At 69.5% G+C, this 16,728-nt stretch carries 16 protein-coding genes; 11 read left to right on the top strand and 5 right to left on the bottom strand.

Features of this window, described 5'->3' with window-relative positions; all coding sequences use genetic code 11:
- The first annotated feature begins 17 nt into the window (after positions 1-17).
- Complete coding sequence (locus ABLE88_RS10145; RefSeq protein ID WP_348831429.1) at positions 18-1,556, top strand: D-arabinonate dehydratase; 1,539 nt, start codon at positions 18-20, stop codon at positions 1,554-1,556.
- Positions 1,557-1,570: 14 nt separating this feature from the next.
- On the opposite strand, the gene ABLE88_RS10150 is transcribed toward ABLE88_RS10145, so the two are convergent.
- The gene (locus tag ABLE88_RS10150) at positions 1,571-2,248 is read right to left on the bottom strand and encodes a GntR family transcriptional regulator (RefSeq protein ID WP_348831430.1); all 678 of its coding nucleotides are present in this window, start codon (positions 2,246-2,248) and stop codon (positions 1,571-1,573) included.
- 188 nt (positions 2,249-2,436) lie between these two features.
- Between ABLE88_RS10150 and ABLE88_RS10155 the strand changes: the two genes are divergently transcribed.
- The 6 genes from ABLE88_RS10155 to ABLE88_RS10180 all read left to right on the top strand — a co-directional run bounded on the left by ABLE88_RS10155 (position 2,437) and on the right by ABLE88_RS10180 (position 7,379).
- Positions 2,437-3,414, top strand: coding sequence for a TRAP transporter substrate-binding protein (locus tag ABLE88_RS10155; protein ID WP_348831431.1), 978 nt, complete (start codon positions 2,437-2,439; stop codon positions 3,412-3,414).
- 82 nt (positions 3,415-3,496) lie between these two features.
- The gene (locus ABLE88_RS10160; RefSeq protein WP_348831432.1) at positions 3,497-4,090 is read left to right on the top strand and encodes a TRAP transporter small permease; all 594 of its coding nucleotides are present in this window, start codon (positions 3,497-3,499) and stop codon (positions 4,088-4,090) included.
- Positions 4,091-4,104: 14 nt separating this feature from the next.
- Positions 4,105-5,385 carry a TRAP transporter large permease gene (locus tag ABLE88_RS10165; RefSeq protein ID WP_348831433.1) on the top strand — a complete coding sequence of 427 codons (1,281 nt, stop codon included), beginning with the start codon at positions 4,105-4,107 and terminating at the stop codon, positions 5,383-5,385.
- Between the two features lie 34 nt (positions 5,386-5,419).
- A complete protein-coding gene (kduI, locus tag ABLE88_RS10170; RefSeq protein WP_348831434.1) occupies positions 5,420-6,259 on the top strand; it encodes a 5-dehydro-4-deoxy-D-glucuronate isomerase in 840 nt (279 codons plus the stop codon).
- The gene (kduD, locus tag ABLE88_RS10175) at positions 6,256-7,020 is read left to right on the top strand and encodes a 2-dehydro-3-deoxy-D-gluconate 5-dehydrogenase KduD (protein ID WP_348831435.1); all 765 of its coding nucleotides are present in this window, start codon (positions 6,256-6,258) and stop codon (positions 7,018-7,020) included. The genes kduI and kduD overlap by 4 nt, the downstream gene beginning before the upstream one ends.
- Before the next feature lie 11 nt (positions 7,021-7,031).
- Positions 7,032-7,379, top strand: a complete 348-nt coding sequence (locus ABLE88_RS10180) for a cupin domain-containing protein (RefSeq protein WP_348831437.1) — start codon at positions 7,032-7,034, stop codon at positions 7,377-7,379.
- Positions 7,380-7,505: 126 nt separating this feature from the next.
- Here the strand turns inward: ABLE88_RS10180 and ABLE88_RS10185 are convergent, their stop codons facing one another.
- The 3 genes from ABLE88_RS10185 to ABLE88_RS10195 all read right to left on the bottom strand — a co-directional run bounded on the left by ABLE88_RS10185 (position 7,506) and on the right by ABLE88_RS10195 (position 8,443).
- Positions 7,506-7,817: a DUF167 family protein gene (locus tag ABLE88_RS10185; protein ID WP_348831438.1), complete on the bottom strand. Its 312-nt coding sequence runs from the start codon at positions 7,815-7,817 to the stop codon at positions 7,506-7,508.
- A gap of 14 nt (positions 7,818-7,831) precedes the next feature.
- Positions 7,832-8,122 (bottom strand): YggT family protein, encoded by a 291-nt coding sequence (locus ABLE88_RS10190; RefSeq protein ID WP_348831440.1) that lies wholly within the window; start codon positions 8,120-8,122, stop codon positions 7,832-7,834.
- 90 nt (positions 8,123-8,212) lie between these two features.
- A complete protein-coding gene (locus tag ABLE88_RS10195) occupies positions 8,213-8,443 on the bottom strand; it encodes a hypothetical protein (RefSeq protein ID WP_348831441.1) in 231 nt (76 codons plus the stop codon).
- Positions 8,444-8,659: 216 nt separating this feature from the next.
- Here ABLE88_RS10195 and ABLE88_RS10200 point away from each other — a divergent pair, with 216 nt between their 5' ends.
- The 3 genes from ABLE88_RS10200 (at position 8,660) to ABLE88_RS10210 (ending at position 12,075) form a co-directional block, all read left to right on the top strand.
- Entirely contained in the window at positions 8,660-9,613 is a 954-nt protein-coding gene (locus ABLE88_RS10200) for an acetyl-CoA carboxylase carboxyltransferase subunit alpha (protein ID WP_348831442.1), read from the top strand.
- A gap of 303 nt (positions 9,614-9,916) precedes the next feature.
- Positions 9,917-11,263 carry a murein L,D-transpeptidase family protein gene (locus ABLE88_RS10205; protein ID WP_348831443.1) on the top strand — a complete coding sequence of 449 codons (1,347 nt, stop codon included), beginning with the start codon at positions 9,917-9,919 and terminating at the stop codon, positions 11,261-11,263.
- 164 nt (positions 11,264-11,427) lie between these two features.
- Entirely contained in the window at positions 11,428-12,075 is a 648-nt protein-coding gene (locus ABLE88_RS10210; RefSeq protein WP_348831444.1) for a Pr6Pr family membrane protein, read from the top strand.
- An 81-nt stretch (positions 12,076-12,156) separates the two neighbouring features.
- Here the strand turns inward: ABLE88_RS10210 and secA are convergent, their stop codons facing one another.
- Complete coding sequence (gene secA, locus ABLE88_RS10215) at positions 12,157-14,937, bottom strand: preprotein translocase subunit SecA (protein ID WP_348831445.1); 2,781 nt, start codon at positions 14,935-14,937, stop codon at positions 12,157-12,159.
- 483 nt (positions 14,938-15,420) lie between these two features.
- On the opposite strand from secA, the gene ABLE88_RS10220 reads away from it, so the two are divergent.
- A complete protein-coding gene (locus ABLE88_RS10220; protein WP_348831446.1) occupies positions 15,421-16,719 on the top strand; it encodes an efflux RND transporter periplasmic adaptor subunit in 1,299 nt (432 codons plus the stop codon).
- The last annotated feature ends 9 nt before the right edge of the window (positions 16,720-16,728 follow it).

A 16,728-nucleotide genomic window follows, 5' to 3' on the forward strand; every position in this document is an offset into this window, starting at 1 on the left:
GACGCCAGGGAGGATGCGTGGCTCAGGTGGCGGAGGCGGGCCTATCCCCGCGAACCCTGCGTCTGTCCGAGAAGGACAACCTCGCGGTGGCGCTCGACCAGGTCCCGGAGGGGGCGTTGGTCGAGGGGGTGCGGGCGCTGGCGCGCATCCCGAAGGGCCACAAGCTCGCGCTCGCGCCCATCGCCGCCGGCGCGCCGGTGGTGAAGCTCGGGCAGATCATCGGCTTCGCCAGCGCGCCCATCGCGCCCGGCGCCCACATCCACACCCACAACGTCGCTCTGCACGATTTCGCCCGCGACTATGCGTTCGCCGCCGACGCCCGCGCGGACGCGCTGCTGCCGGAGGCCGAGCAAGCGAGCTTCCAGGGCTTCCGCCGCTCCAACGGACGCACCGGCACGCGCAATTATCTCGGCATCCTCACCAGCGTGAACTGCTCGGCCTCGGTGGCGCGGTTCGCGGCGCAGGCGCTGGAGCGCTCGGGCGCGCTCGACGATTTCCCCGGCATCGACGGCATCGTGCCGATCATCCACGGCACCGGCTGCGGCATGGCCTCGAAGGGCGAGGGCTTCGACGTGCTCTCGCGCACCCTATGGGGCTACGCCACCCACCCCAACTTCGCCGCCGTGGTGATGGTGGGGCTCGGCTGCGAGATGTTCCAGATCGCCCGCTTCAAGTCGGACTACGGCATCGACGAGAGCGACGGCTTCCGCACCCTGACCATCCAGGAGGAGGGCGGCACGCGGCGCACGGTGGAGCACATCGTCGGCGCGCTCACCGAGATGCTGCCGAAGGCCGCCGCCGCGCGGCGCACGGCGCGGCCGGCGTCCGAGATCGTGCTGGCGCTCCAGTGCGGCGGCTCGGACGGCTATTCGGCGCTCACCGCCAATCCGGCGCTGGGCGTCGCCTCCGATCTTCTGGTGGCGAACGGCGGCACCTCGATCCTGTCCGAGACGCCGGAGATCTACGGCGCCGAGCATTTGCTCACGCGGCGCGCAGCCACCCGGGAGGTGGGCGAGAAGCTGGTCGCCCGCATCAAATGGTGGGAGGACTACACTGCCCGAAACGGCGGGGAGATGAACAACAATCCCTCGCCCGGCAACAAGGCCGGCGGGCTCACGACGATCCTGGAGAAGTCGCTGGGCGCGGCCGCCAAGGGCGGTGCCGCGACCCTCAACGCGGTCTATGAATATGCCGAGCCGGTGACCGCGCGCGGCTTCGTGTTCATGGACACGCCCGGCTACGATCCGGTGGCGGCCACCGGGCAGGTGGCGGGCGGGGCGAACCTGATCTGCTTCACCACCGGGCGCGGCTCCGCCTTCGGCTGCAAGCCGGTGCCCTCGCTCAAGCTCGCCACCAACTCCGACATCTTTCGCAAGATGGAGGAGGACATGGACATCAATTGCGGCGACGTGCTCGATGGCGTGAGCCTTGAGGACAAGGGCCGGGAGATCTTTTCCGCCGTGCTGGCGGTCGCCTCCGGCGCGCGCACCAAGTCCGAGGCCCTGGGCTATGGCGACGCCGAGTTCGTGCCCTGGCAGATCGGCGCGGTGATGTGATGGCCCGCGCGGCGCTACTCGAACAGCTCGGGATGCTCGGCCTCGACCTTCGGCAGCGCGCGCAGGATTTCCGTGAGGTGGAAGCGCATCGCCGCCGCCGCGCCGTCCGGGTCGCGGGCGTCGATGGCGGCCATCACCGCCTGATGCTGCGCCACCAGCGGCAGCATCGCCTCGGCTCCGGGAAGGGTGAGGTGGCAGGCGCGGTCCATGTGGGCCTTGATGTCGCCCACCGCCTCCCAGGCCAGCGGGCAGGCGGCGCCCTCCGCGAGCGCGGCGTGGAACATCTCGTCATAGCGCTGGAAGGCCACATGGTCGCCCCGGCGCGCGGTCTTCTCCTGCAGGTCCAGAAGGTCCTCGATGCGCTGGCGCGCCATGGGATCGAACGCCTCCGCGGCCCGGCGCGCTACGGCGCACTCCACCGCCTCGCGCACGAAGCGGGCCTCCATCATCTTCTTGACCGAGATCTTCACCACCACCGTGCCGCGCTGGGGCTGGATCTCCACGAGACGGGTGCGGGCGAGGCCGATGAGGGCCTCGCGCACCGGCTGGCGCGAGACGCCGTGGCGCAGCGCGATCTCCTGCTCGGAAAGCCGCGTTCCGGGCTTCAGCTCCAGCGCGACGATGGCGCGCCGGAGTTCCGCTTCCAGGCGGTGCGCCGCCGACCCATGGGCGGCCGCATTGAGAGCGTCCATCGTCGGCCTCCTTTGTTGCATACCAGTGAACACTACCATACAATCGGCGCTCAAGAAGGAAAATCACCCCCTTGGGCGGCATCCGGGCCCCGGCGGCGCAAGGCGCGGGGCTCCAACCGCCCTCGGTGAGGCCAAGCCATCCCGTGGTCAAGACCAAACAAGACCGACAGTCGAGAAGGGAGAACGCCATGCTGAACCGACGCCATGCTTTCGCACTGGCCGCGCTGCTGTGCGCCGCGCCGGCCGTGCCCGCCTTTGCCCAGACCACGTTGAAGTCCGCCGACATCCATCCCGACGGCTACCCCACCGTCGAGGCAGTGAAGTATTTCGGCGAGCTGGTCGAGAAGAAGACCAACGGCAAGTACAAGGTGCAGCTGTTCTTCGCCGGCCAGCTCGGCGGCGAGAAGGACACCATCGAGCAGACGCGCTTCGGCGTCATCGACATGAACCGCATCAACACGGCGCCGTTCAACAACCTGATCCCCGAGACGGCGGTGCTCGGCATGCCGTTCCTGTTCCGCTCCGTGGACCACATGTACAAGGTGGTGGACGGACCGATCGGCGAGGAGATCGCCAAGGCGTTCGAGCCGCAGGGCCTCGTGGTGCTGGGCTTCTTCGACAGCGGGGCCCGCTCGGTCTACAATTCCAAGCGGCCCATCAAGACGCTCGCCGACATGAAGGGGATGAAGATCCGGGTCCAGCAGTCGGACCTGTTCATCTCCATGATCAACGCGCTCGGCGCCAACGCGACGCCGATCCCGTTCGGCGAGGTCTATTCGGCGCTGCAGACCGGCCTCGTGGACGGCGCGGAGAACAATTACCCCTCCTATGACTCGGTGAAGCACTTCGAGGTGGCGAAGTATTATTCGCTCACCGAGCACTCGCTCGCGCCGGAAGTCTTCGTGATGTCGAAGAAGTCCTGGGACAAGCTGACCCCGGACGAGCAGAAGGCGTTCAAGGAGGCCGGCAGGGAGGCCACCAAGAAGATGCGCGAGCTCTGGGCCAAGCGCGATGCCGAGGCCAAGGAGCGGGTGGTCAAGGGCGGCGCCATGATCAACGAGGTGGACAAGAAGCCGTTCATCGACGCCATGGCGCCGGTCTACGACAAGTTCGTCACGTCCGAGAAGATGAAGGACCTCGTGAACCGCATCAAGGCGGTGCAGTGAGGCGTTCCCCCCGGCACGCGCCGGGGGGGACGTCGTGCGGCGGCGCGCTCCAGGCGCCGCCGGCGGACCCGGGACGACTGCCATGAACGCCGAAACGCTGCCCGCCGAAGCCATGAAGAGATCCGACCCCATGGGACGTTCGTCCGGACCCTTCCCCGCGCTCCGGCCGCTGCGCCGGCTGGTGCGCCAGCTCTCGCGGATCGCGCTGTGGATCTCCGGCGGCGGCCTCGTGGTCATGACCGGGGTGGTGTTCTGGCAGGTGATCGGCCGCTACGTGCTCAATTCCTCGCCCAGCTGGACCGAGCCGTTCTCGCTGCTGCTCATGAGCTGGTTCATCCTGCTCGGGGCGGCGGTCGGCGTGCGCGAGCGCGACCATCTGGGCTTCGAGATCGGCCTCCATTTCGCCCCGCCGGCCGTGCGCCGGGGCATGGAGACCGTCACCAACCTGCTGGTCATGGGGTTCGGCTGCGCCATGGCGTTCTACGGCTGGGACCTCGCCATGGGCACCTGGAGCGCCAAGATGGCGGGCATCGACCTGCCCCAGGGGGTGGACTACCTGCCGCTGGTGGGCGGCGGCGCCCTCATCGCCCTGTTCTCGCTTGAAAAGCTCATCGAGGACCTCGCCGGGGTGGAGGAGGCGAACGTGCCGCTCCACGCCGAGCACCCCATCGACTGAGGCGGGAGCAACCGATGGCCATCGCCGTTCTGTTCTGCACATTCGCCGTGTTGCTGCTCATCGGCATGCCGGTGGCGTTCTGCCTCGGCCTCGCCTCGGTGGCGACCGTGGTCTATCTCGGCCTGCCGCCCATCGTCGTGTTTCAGCAATTGAACTCGGGGATGAACGCATTCTCCATGCTGGCGATCCCGTTCTTCATCTTCGCCGGCGACCTGATGATGCGCGGCGGCATCGCCGACCGGCTCATCGGCATGGCCGCCGCGATGGTGGGGCACCTCAGGGGCGGGCTCGGCCAGGTGAACGTGGTGGCCTCCACCTTGTTCGGCGGCATCTCCGGCTCGGCGGTGGCGGACGCCTCGGCGATCGGCGGCATCATGATCCCGCAGATGGCGCGCCACGGCTATGCCCGCGACTATGCGGTCAACGTCACGGTGAACGCGGCGATCATCGCGCTGATGATTCCGCCGTCCCACAACATGATCATCTATTCGCTGGCGGCGGGCGGCACGGTGTCCATCGCCGATCTGTTCACCGCCGGCATCGTGCCGGGCATCCTGCTCGCGGCCGCGCTGATGGTTGCCGCCTATGTGGTGGCGCGCCGCCGCGGCTATCCCGCCGGCACCTTCCCCGGCTGGCCCGGCGTCGCCCGCGCGGTGGTCGCGGCGGTGCCGGGCATCCTGCTCATCGGCATCATCTTCGGCGGCGTGCGCTCGGGCGTCTTCACCGCCACCGAGAGCTCGTGCATCGCGGTGATCTACGCGCTGCTGGTGACCACGCTCGTCTATCGCGAGATGGACTGGCACGCCTTCGTGGAGGCGACGCTGGGGGCGGTGCGCACCACCGCCATGGTGCTGCTCGTGATCGGCACGGCGGCCTCCTTCGGCTGGCTCATGGCCTTCCTCCAGGTGCCGAAGGCGACCATCGAGCTGATGCAGCAGCTCTCGTCCAATCCTTATGTGATCCTGCTGCTGATCAACATCATCCTGCTCGTCCTCGGCACCTTCATGGACATGGCGCCGATGATCATCATCTGCACCCCCATCTTCCTGCCGCTGGTGAAGGCCTTCGGCATCGATCCGGTGCATTTCGGCGTGATCTTGATCCTCAATGCGGGCATCGGCCTCAACACGCCGCCGGTGGGCTCGGTGCTGTTCGTGGGCTGCGCGGTGGGCAAGATCACCATCGGCGAGGCCATGAAGACCATCTGGCCGTTCTTCGGCGCCTCGGTGGCGGTGCTGCTGCTGGTCACCTACATCCCCGGCCTTTCGCTCTGGCTCCCGGCGCTGTTCCGCTGAGCCTTCACTCCGGCTTTCCGACGAGGTTTCCGCCATGAAGATCGACGTGCGCCAGGTGCATCATCCCGAGGCCGTGCGCGCCTTCGACACCGAGGCGCTGCGCCGCAGCTTCCTGGTGGAGGACCTGTTCGAGGCGGCACGCATCCGCCTCACCTACAGCCATGTGGAGCGCTTCATCGTCGGCGGCGCGGTGCCGCTGATGGCGCCCCTGCAGCTGGGCTCGGACAAAGCCACCATCGGCTCGCCCCATTTCCTCGACCGGCGCGAACTCGGTGTCTTCAACATCGGCGGGCCCGGCGCGGTCACGGCGGACGGGCAGGTGCTGCGCCTCGGTCGCCGCGACGCCGCCTATGTGGCCATGGGCACCAAGGAGGTCGCCTTCTCCTCCGACGACGCCGCCCACCCGGCGCGCTTCTATCTGCTCTCCACCCCGGCGCACGCCCGCTACGAGACCAAGGTGGTGAAGGTGGCGGACGCCAGGACGATGCCGCTCGGCGACCAGGCCACGGCCAACAGGCGCACCATCTTCCAAATGATCCATCCGGACGTGGTCAAGTCCTGCCAGCTGGTGATGGGCCTGACGCAGCTCGCCGAGGGCAACATCTGGAACACCATGCCCTGCCACGTCCACGACCGGCGCTCGGAGGTCTATCTCTATTTCGACCTCGCCGAGGACGCCCGCGTGATCCACCTCATGGGCGCGCCGGACGAGACCCGCCACATCGTGGTGGCGGACGGGCAGGCGGTGATCTCGCCGCCCTGGTCGATCCATTCCGGCTGCGGCACCCGCGCCTACAGCTTCATCTGGGGCATGGGCGGCGACAATATCGACTACACCGACATGGACATGGTGCCCATGGCGGAGCTCAGGTGAGCGCCGTGGCGTCCCCGTTCGACCTCTCCGGCCGCCGGGCGATCGTCACCGGCGCCAATACCGGGCTCGGTCAGGCGATCGCCGTGGCGCTGGCAGAGGCCGGCGCCGGCATCGTCGCGGTGGGCCGCGCGGCCATGGACGAGACCGGCGACCGGGTGCGCCGCGCCGGCGCCGCCTTCACCGCGGTGCGGGCCGACCTTTCGAGCCTGGAGCCGGTGGCGCGCATCGTCGAGAGCGCGGCGGCGGGCGGGCGCATCGACATCCTGGTCAACAATGCCGGCATCATCCGCCGCGCCGACGCCATCGACTTCACGGAGGCCGACTGGGACGAGGTGATGAACGTCAACCTCAAGTCCGCCTTCTTCCTGACCCAGTCGGTGGCGCGCGGCATGCTGGCGGACGGGGCCGGCGGCAAGGTGATCAACATCGCCTCGCTGCTGTCCTTCCAGGGCGGCATCCGCATTCCCTCCTACACCGCGAGCAAGAGCGGCCTTGCCGGCCTGACGCGCCTGCTCGCCTGCGAATGGGCGGGCCGCGGCATCAACGTGAACGCCATCGCCCCCGGCTATTTCGTCACCAACAACACCGAGGCCCTGCGCGCGGACCCCGAGCGGTCCGCCGCCATTCTCGCCCGCATCCCGGCGGGCCAATGGGGCGCGCCCGCCGACCTCGGCGGGGCGGCGGTGTTCCTGGCCTCCCGCGCGTCGGACTACGTGCACGGCATCGTGCTGCCGGTGGACGGCGGCTGGCTCGCGCGCTGAAAGAGAAAGGCATGACCATGAAGGGCGACGTCTTCGCCTTCGCGCACGAGGCGCCGGTGGAGGTCTTGGACGCGGTCGTGAGCCGTCAGATCCTCACCTTCAACGACGAGATCATGCTGGTGCGCGTCATCGCCCGCGCCCCGGGCGCCATGGGCGCCCCCCATTCCCATCCCCACGTGCAGATCACCAGCGTCGAGAGCGGCGTGTTCGACCTCACCATCGGCGGCCGGACCGAGCGGCTGAAGGCGGGCGACAGCTTCTACGTGCCGTCGGGGGTGCATCACGGCGCCGTCTGCATCGAGCCGGGGGTGCTGGTGGACGTGTTCACCCCCATGCGGGCGGATTTCCTGAAGGGGTAGGGGGCTGTGCGCCGCGATCCGAACGCTCCTCCCCTCTCCCCTTGCGGGAGCGGGGGCGCGATCGGGGATGTTGTTCCAGGCCATTCGGCGAGACCGACTCTTGGAGCAGCAAGAGCCTTTTGCGTCCTACGCCCCCGCCTTCGCGGCGAGCGCCGCGCCGAGCGCGTCGGGATCGCCGTCGATGCGCAGCACCTTCACCCGTGCCGTGGCGCCCGAGGCGAGGGCGACGCGGGAGGGGGAGACCCCGGCCGCCGCCGCCACAAGCTTGATCACCGCCTTCGTGGCCGCGCCGTCCTCCGGCGCCGCCCGCACCCGCACCTTCAACACCTCGCGCCCGTCCGACAAGGCGGTGACGCCGTCCACCGCGTCGCGCCCGCCCTTCGGGGTGACGCGCACGGTCACCTCGACGCCGTCCGCCGTGGTGCGCCAGCACGCCACCGGGCGCGGCGCCGTCAGAACACGTTCGGGTAGATGTAGTAGGCGATCACGCGCTGGATGAAGAAGATGAGGAGGATCAGCACCATCGGCGACAGATCGATGCCGCCGAAGCTCGGCAGCACGTTGCGGATGGGCGCCAGGACCGGCTCCGTGACGCGGTAGAGGAACTCGCCCACGCTGCGCACGAAGCCGTTGTGGGAGTTCACCACGTTGAAGGCGACGAGCCAGGACAGCACGGCCGCGGCGATCAGCACCCAGACGTAGATCTGGAGAATGATGAGGATGATGTCGAGCAGCGCGCGCATGGCTGGATGGGTCCCCGGGAAGGTTCGCGAGAAGCAATAGCCTCCCCGAGGGGCATCGAACAAGGGCGCTGCGGCACCAAAGCGCGCGGGCTAGCCGCTGGTGGCGTTGCCGTCCTGCGGACGGGCGGGATCGCCAAGGGTGCCGGCGCCAGGCGTCTTGGCCGGGTCGGTCAGGTGGCCCTGCGCATGGGGGCCGGCCGCCGGCATCACGTCGGGGGCGGCGATGGGCCGCCGCTTGCCGCCGGCCGGGCGCGGGCGGCCCGTGGCCTTGGGCCGCGCCCGGTCCTTAGCCGGGGCGGCGGGGCGTTTGCTCTGTGCCATGTGTCATCTCCCAAGGGGTTGACGGCCATGGGAGACAACGACGCCGGCGCACCTCCCGTTCCCGCCGCGCCGTCACGCGCTCAAGACTCGCCCGCAGAGCCGCGCCCTGGACCCGCGCCCTTGACTCGCGCCCTTGACTTGGGCGGCGCGCACAGGCAGCTTCCGGCCGCCTTGTGGGGGCGCGGGCTCAACGCCCGTCTAATCTCGCGGATGACGATGCGCAGCTATCTGGACTTCGAGAAGCCGGTCGCCGAACTCGAGGCCAAGGTGGAGGAGCTGCGCGCCCTCGCCGCCGCCGGGGACGGCGTCGCCATCGGCGACGAGGTGCAGCGCCTGGAGACCAAGGCCGGCGAGGCGCTGGTGGCGCTCTATGCCAACCTCACCCCCTGGCAGAAGACCCTGGTGGCGCGCCATCCCGCGCGCCCGCACTTCGCCGATTTCGCCAAGGCCCTGTTCGAGGACTTCACCCCGCTCGCGGGCGACCGCAAATATGGCGAGGACGAAGCCATCATCGGCGGCTTCGCCCGCTTCCGCGGCGAGGCGGTGTGCGTGTTGGGCCACGAGAAGGGCTCCACCACCGAGACCCGCATCCGCCACAATTTCGGCATGGCGCGCCCCGAGGGCTACCGCAAGGCGGCGCGCATCATGGAGCTCGCCGACCGCTTCGGCACGCCGCTGATCTCGCTGGTGGACACCGCCGGCGCCTATCCCGGCATCGGCGCCGAGGAGCGCGGCCAGGCCGAAGCCATCGCCCGCTCCACCGATGCCTGCCTCCTGCTGCGGGCGCCCAACGTCGCGGTGATCATCGGCGAGGGCGGCTCCGGCGGGGCGATCGCACTCGCCACCGCCAACAAGGTGCTGATGCTGGAGCACGCCATCTACAGCGTGATCTCGCCCGAGGGCGCCGCCTCCATCCTGTGGCGCGACACCGCCAAGGCACAGGACGCGGCCACCAGCATGAAGATCACGGCGCAGGACCTGCTGCGCTTCGGCATCATCGACGGCATCGTCAAGGAGCCCGCCGGCGGCGCCCACCGCGATCCGGAGGCCGCCATCGCCGCGACCGGGGAGGCCATCGCCGACGCGCTCTCGTCCCTCGCCGGCCTCGACGGCGACGCGGTGCGCAAGGCGCGGCGCGAGAAGTTCCTGGCCATCGGCCGCAACCTCTGACGCCGGCCCCGGCGCGGCCCCGCGCCGCCATCTCATCTTGGCCGCATTTTCCCGCTTGCCTGCGGATCGCGATGTCGTGAACGGCCGATGGTCGCACGGGCACGCCTGGGAGCGGAATTATCGTTCTTACGCAGTAGGTTCCCGCGCTGCACGGGGGTCCTCGGGACCGCTTGCGGTAACCACTCGTCAAGGCTACAGGGTCTAACCGATGGACTTGGCGTCCGCTCTTGGCCTTCAGTGGGTTCGGGTACGGACGTTGGGAGTTCCGCGTTGAGCCGTCCGATGACGAGATTTGGAGCGCGCGTGCGAACGGTGGCCGTCGCCGCCACGGTGGCGCTTGCGCTCGCAGCCTGCAGTCAGACCGACGAGGCCTCGCGCCGGGCCAACAAGCCGCTGACGCCGCAGATGCTCTCGCTGCTCTCGCAGAAGCAGATGGCGCCCTCGAGCCCGATCCTGGTGCGCATCTTCAAGAAGGAATCCGAGCTCGAGGTCTGGAAAGAGACCGCGGATGGCCAGTACGCGCTCTTGAAGACCTACCCCATCTGCCGCTGGTCGGGCGAACTCGGCCCCAAGGTGAAGGTGGGCGACCGCCAGGCGCCCGAGGGCTTCTACACCATCGCTCCCGGCCAGATGAACCCGAACTCGGGCTACTATCTCTCATTCAATCTCGGATTTCCCAACGCGTTCGACAAAGCCTACGGGCGCACCGGCGAATTCCTGATGGTGCACGGCGACTGCTCGTCGTCGGGCTGCTACGCCATGACCGACGAGCAGATCTCCGAGATCTTCTCGCTCGCCCGGGAGAGCTTCGCCGGCGGCCAGCGCGCCTTCCAGGTGCAGGCCTATCCCTTCCGGATGACGCCGAAGAACCTGGCCGAGAACCGCAAGAACCCGAACCTGGCCTTCTGGAAGAACCTGAAGGAGGGCTACGACCATTTCGAGGTGACCCGGCAGGAGCCGCGGGTCAACGTGTGCGAGCGCCGCTACGTGTTCGACGCCGAGCCGGACCTCGGCAAGACCTTCAACGCCCAGCAGGCGTGCCCGCCCTACCGGGTGGACGAGCAGGTGGCCCAGGCGGTGGCCGCCAAGAGCCGCGCCGACGAGGCGCAGGTGGCCGCGCTGTCGCAGAGCGCGCCCGTGGCGCCGGTGCGCACCGGCCGCGACGGCGGCATGCACCCGGTCTTCCTCGCCGAGTTCAAGCGCAAGCAGGCGGGCGGCAGCGGCGAATACGCCTTCGCGCCCCAGGCGCCCGGCACGGTTCCCGAAACCACCCGTCCGCCGCGCGGCGAGGACGACACCGGCACCGCCGAGGCGGGCGCGGCCGTCGCCAGCGCGCCGTCGCCCGCCCCTGCGGAAACCGGCACGCTGTCCGCCCGTCCCGTCCCGGCCCCCGCCGCCGGCCCGCGCGTGGCCTCGGTCGCGCCGGCCCCCGTTCCTGCGCCCCCCGCCGCCAGGCCGGCATCGGGCGCGCCCTCGGCCGCCGAGACCGCCGCCTTGCGCACCAACGCCGCCCCGCCGGCGCCGAAGCCTCCCGCAAAGCCCACCACCCCCGGCGCCGCATCCGGCGCCAGCCAGTCGACCGCCCTGCTGCCGCCGGCCGGGCTCACGGGCGCGATGCCGATCGTCTCCACCGGCAGCTTCTCCCAATAGCCCAGCAGTCCGGGGGGCTTGGCGCCGGCCGCCCGCGCGAGCCGGGCTCACCGCCCGTGAGGGGTCACGCGGCGGTTCCCTCTGGGCGGATCGCGTCTTAAGCTCCAGCGGGGCCATGGAACGGCCGGTCGGGTCCGGCCGCGTCCGGCGGGGGACGGGTGGTCATGGAACGTTGGGGCAGGAGGGCCGCGCTCGCCGTGGCGCTAATCGGGTTCGCGGCGCTCGCGCTGCAGTACGGCATCATCGTCGTGAAGGAGGCGGCGGCCGGGCTCGCGCCGGGGCCGGCGCTGGCCTCCGGCCTGTGGCGCTTCGTCGGCTATTTCACCATTCTCGGCAACATCTTCGCCGCCGTGGTGGCGCTCGCCATGGCGCTGGCGCCGCAGAGCGCCGCCGCCGGGCCGCGGGCGCGGCTCTCGGCGGCGGTCGCGATCCTTTTGATCGGCATCGTCTATTCGCTGCTGCTGCGGCACGTGTGGAACCCCACCGGCTGGCAGGCGGTGGCGGACCACGCGCTGCACGACGTGCTGCCGCCGCTGTTCCTTATCGCCTGGGCGCTGTTCCCCCATGGCGGGCTCGCCTTCAGCGACGCCTTGTGGGCCATGGTGCTGCCGCTGCTCTACCTCGCTTACGCGCTGGCGCGCGGCGCCTATGACGGGTGGTATGCCTACTGGTTCCTGGATCCGACCAAGCTCGGCGCGGCGCACCTGGCGCTGAGCGCGGTGCTGCTGGCGGCCGGCTTCCTCATTGTCGGCCTGGCGCTGGTGGCGCTCGATCGCTTCCTGGCGCGCCGGGGCCCGGCGGGCGGGAGCTGAGCGGGCCGAGCGGGCGGGGCCTGAGCAATCGGGGGTCGGGGGTTCCCCCGCCGCGACGGACGCGCGCGCCCTCCCGCCGGCTCAGGCGAAGCGGCCGTGGCAGTGCTTGTATTTCTTGCCCGAGCCGCAGGGGCAGGCCTCGTTGCGCCCCACCTTGCCCCAGCTCGAGGGATCGTCCGGATTGCGCTCGGCCACGGCGAGGTCGCCCGAGAGCAGCGGCTGGGGACGGCTGCCGAGGGCGGCGCCGGCGCCGGCCATCTCGTCCTCGCCGGTCAGCGGGTCCTCGTGGTGCGCCTCCATGGGCGGCAGCTCGCCCATCGGCGGCGGCTGGGTGACGATCTCCACCCGCATGAGCTGGGCGGTGACGATCTCGCGCAGGCGGTTCAGCAGCGCCGAGAACAGGTTGAACGCCTCGGACTTGTACTCGTTCAGCGGATCGCGCTGGGCATAGCCGCGCAGGCCCACCACCTGGCGCAGATGGTCCAGCATGGCGATGTGCTCGCGCCACAGATGGTCGAGGGTCTGGAGAAGGATGGACTTCTCCACGTAGCGCATGATGTCCGGCCCGTACTGGCCGGTCTTGGCGGCCATCCATTCGTCGGCGCGGCGGATGATGCGCTCGGTGACCTCGGGGCCGGCGATGCCCTCTTCCCTGGCCCAGTCCTTGACCGGAAGCTCGATGCCCAGCAGCTCCTTGACCGCGGCGTCGAGGCCGTCCACGTCCCACTGCTCGGGATAGGCGTTCTCGGGGATGAACTTCGCCACCGTCTCGGTGATGAGGGCATGGCGCATGTCCTCCACCGTCTCGGCCACGTCGTCGTCGTTCATCAATTCGACGCGCTGCTCGAACACCACCTTGCGCTGGTCGTTGAGCACGTCGTCATACTTCAGAAGGTTCTTGCGGATGTCGTAGTTGCGCGCCTCGACCTTCTGCTGCGCCTTCTCCAGCGCCTTGTTGATCCAGGGATGGACGATCGCCTCGTCCTCCTTGAGGCCGAGCCGCTGCAGCATGCCGTCGAGCCGGTCCGACCCGAAGATGCGCATCAGGTCGTCTTCCAGCGAGAGGAAGAACTTGGAATGGCCGGGATCGCCCTGGCGGCCGGAACGGCCGCGCAGCTGGTTGTCGATGCGCCGGCTCTCGTGGCGCTCGGTGCCGAGCACGAACAGGCCACCGGCGGCGAGCGCCTTCTGCTTCAGCGCCTCCACCTCGCGGGCGATCTTGGCCTCGGCGCTCGCGCGCTCCTCGCCCTCGGGCATGTCCTTCAATTCGTGGAGGACGCGCATCTCCACATTGCCGCCGAGCTTGATGTCGGTGCCGCGGCCGGCCATGTTGGTGGCGATGGTGACGGCGCCGGGCACGCCCGCCTGGGCCACGATGTAGGCTTCCTGCTCGTGGTAGCGCGCGTTCAGCACCGAGAAGGTGCGGGCATTGTCCCGGCCGGCGGCGACGGCGGCGGGATCGGAATAGTCCACCTGGCGGAAGCCCGCCTGCTTCAAGAGCTCGGCGAGCAGCTCCGACTTCTCGATCGAGGTGGTGCCGACCAGCACCGGCTGGCCCTTCTCGTGGCACTGGCCGATCAAGGTGATGATGGCCTTGTACTTCTCGCTCGCGGTCCGGTAGACCTCGTCGTCGTCGTCGACGCGCGAGACCGGCATGTTGGTGGGGATCTCCACCACTTCGAGCTTGTAGATGTCGGCGAACTCGGACGCCTCGGTCGCCGCCGTGCCGGTCATGCCGGCGAGCTTCTGGTAGAGGCGGAAATAGTTCTGGAAGGTGATGGAGGCCAGCGTCTGGTTCTCCGGCTGCACCTGGACCCGCTCCTTGGCTTCCAGCGCCTGGTGCAGGCCCTCCGAATAGCGCCGGCCCGGCATCATGCGGCCGGTGAATTCGTCGATGATGACCACCTCGCCGTTGCGCACGATGTAGTCCTTGTCGCGCTGGAACAGCTTGTGGGCCCGCAGCCCCTGGTTCACGTGGTGCACCACCGAGACGTTCTCGATGTCGTAGAGGCTCTCGGACTTCAGCAGGCCGGCCTCGGTGAGCATCTGCTCCATCTTCTCCATGCCCGCTTCCGTCATGGTGACGGTGCGCTGCTTCTCGTCCACCTCGTAATCCTCCTTGGCGAGCCGGGGGATGTAGGTGTCGATGGTGTTGTAGAAGTCCGAGCGGTCGTCGAGCGGGCCGGAGATGATGAGCGGCGTGCGCGCCTCGTCCACCAGGATCGAATCCACCTCGTCGACGATGGCGTAGAAATGCGGGCGCTGCACCATCTGGCCGCGCTCATACTTCATGTTGTCGCGCAGATAGTCGAAGCCGAGTTCGTTGTTGGTGGCGTAGGTGACGTCGCAATTGTAGGCGGCGCGGCGCTCGTCGTCGTCGAGGCCGTGGACGATGACGCCGGTCGAAAGACCCAGGAAGCGGTAGAGCCGGCCCATCCATTCGGCGTCGCGCCTGGCGAGGTAGTCGTTCACGGTCACCACGTGCACGCCCTTGCCGGCGAGCGCGTTGAGATAGACCGGCAGGGTGGCGACCAGGGTCTTGCCCTCGCCGGTCTTCATCTCGGCGATGCCGCCCTCGTGCAGCACCATGCCGCCGATCAGCTGGACGTCGAACGGGCGCATGCCGAGCGCGCGCTTGGAGCCCTCGCGCACGGTGGCGAAGGCCGGCACCAGGAGGTCGTCGAGGGAGGCGCCGTCGGCGATCTTGCGGCGGAAGTCCTCGGTCCGGGCGCGCAGCGCCGCGTCGGAAAGGCCTTCCAGCTCCTTCTCCATGGCATTGATGGCCTCGACGCGCGGGCGGTAGCCCTTCACGCGGCGGTCGTTCGCGGAGCCGAAGAGCTTGCGGGCAAATCCACCTAGCATGGGTAGTCTCTGTTCCGATCCGTCGGGTCCGAAGGAGGCGGGAACGGGCCGCCGGACCTTCCGGGAAATGGGGCGTTCTTGAATACCCCCAATGCGGCGGCAGCAAGTCGGGGAAACGGGCGCTTCGCACCTGCCGCAAGGGCGCGCGGAGCAACGAATGACCCTCCTGCCGCCGCAGGGGGCGCAGATCCTGGCGGACACTTATGAACGGGTGGGGGCAATGTCAATGCGAGCGGCGGGCGGCGCGCGGCCGCTCCTCGCGTGGGGCGCACCGCCCCCGTGCCCCGGCCTTGCGCCCCGCCTGCGCCGTCGCGGGTCCGGGCGCGGCGCCGGCGGCGCCGTCGCCGCCTCGCGTCCCGGGCCGAGGGCGTCGCCGCGGCGAGGAAGCCATCGGCAAGAACCGATTGTGGCCAATTCCCCTCATGGACACGTCATGGACCCATGCTTAGTATCCGCCGCAACTGCACAATCGGGGGATGGGGAATGGTGGGGCGAATCCGGGTGTCCGGCCTGCGCCGTGGCGGCATTGCGGTCTTGGCCGCGCTTCTGCTCGCCGCCTGCGAGGAGAAGAACACCTACGTGCCGCCGCCGCCCCCCAAGGTGACGGTCGCCGCCGTGATCCAGGAGCCGGTGACGCGCTATCTGGAGCTCACCGGCAACACCGCCTCCATCAATTCGGTCGATCTCAACGCCCGCGTCCAGGGCTTCCTGACCGCCATCAACTACCAGGACGGCCAGCTCGCCAAGAAGGGCTCGGTGCTGTTCGTGATCGAGCAGGACCAGTACAAAGCGAGCCTCGACCAGGCCAAGGCGACGCTGGCGGCGAATCAGGCGCTCCAGGTGCAGGCCGAAGCCGAATTCAACCGCCAGGCGCAGCTCGCCAAGCAGGACTTCGCCTCCCAGGCCACCCTCGACCAGGCGCGCGCCAAGCGCGACCAGGCGGTGGCCAACGTGGCCAATGCCGAGGCCGCGGTGCAGACGGCGCAGATCAATCTCGGCTATACCCAGGTGATCGCCCCGTTCGACGGCCTCGTCACGGCCCATCTGCAGGACGTCGGCGCCCTGGTGGGCTATAGCGGCCCCACCAAGCTCGCCACCATCGTCCAGGTGGACCCGATCTATGTCTGGTTCTCCCTGAGCGAGCAGCAGGTGCTCAACATCAAGGAGCAGCTGGCCAAGACCGGGCGCACGCTGATGAGCGTCGAGCGCCGCATCGGCAACATCCCGGTGGAGATCGGCCTGCAGACCGAGGAGGGCTTCCCGCACACCGGCAAGCTCGATTATATCGCGCCCCAGGTGGACCCGAACCTCGGCACGCTCACCGTGCGCGGCATCTTCGACAACAAGGACTTCGGGCTGCTGCCGGGCCTGTTCGCGCGGGTGCGCCTGCCGCTCGGCGACGCCTCGCCCACCATCCTCGTGCCCGACGCCGCCATCAGCCACAACCAGCTCGGCGCCTATGTGCTCACCGTGAGCGCCGACAACGTGGTGTCGCAGACCACGGTGACCACCGGCCAGCTCCAGGCCAACGGGCTGCGCTCCATCACCGCCGGGCTGAAACTCGGCGACCGCATCATCATCAACGGCCTCCAGCGCGCCGTGCCGGGCTCGAAGATCGATCCGGAGGACGGCAAGATCGCCGGTGTCGCACCGGTCGTGGCGCCGGGGGCGCCGCGCACCAAGCCCGCGGGGGTTCCCGACGCCATCGGCGGCGGCGCCGCGCCTGCCCCGGCCACGCCCGCCACGCCCGCGCCCGCCACGCCCGCCGCACCCAAGAACTGACCCGTCCCT

Origin of the sequence: Xanthobacter luteus, from assembly GCF_040049235.1 — a bacterium.
Lineage (GTDB): Bacteria > Pseudomonadota > Alphaproteobacteria > Rhizobiales > Xanthobacteraceae > Xanthobacter.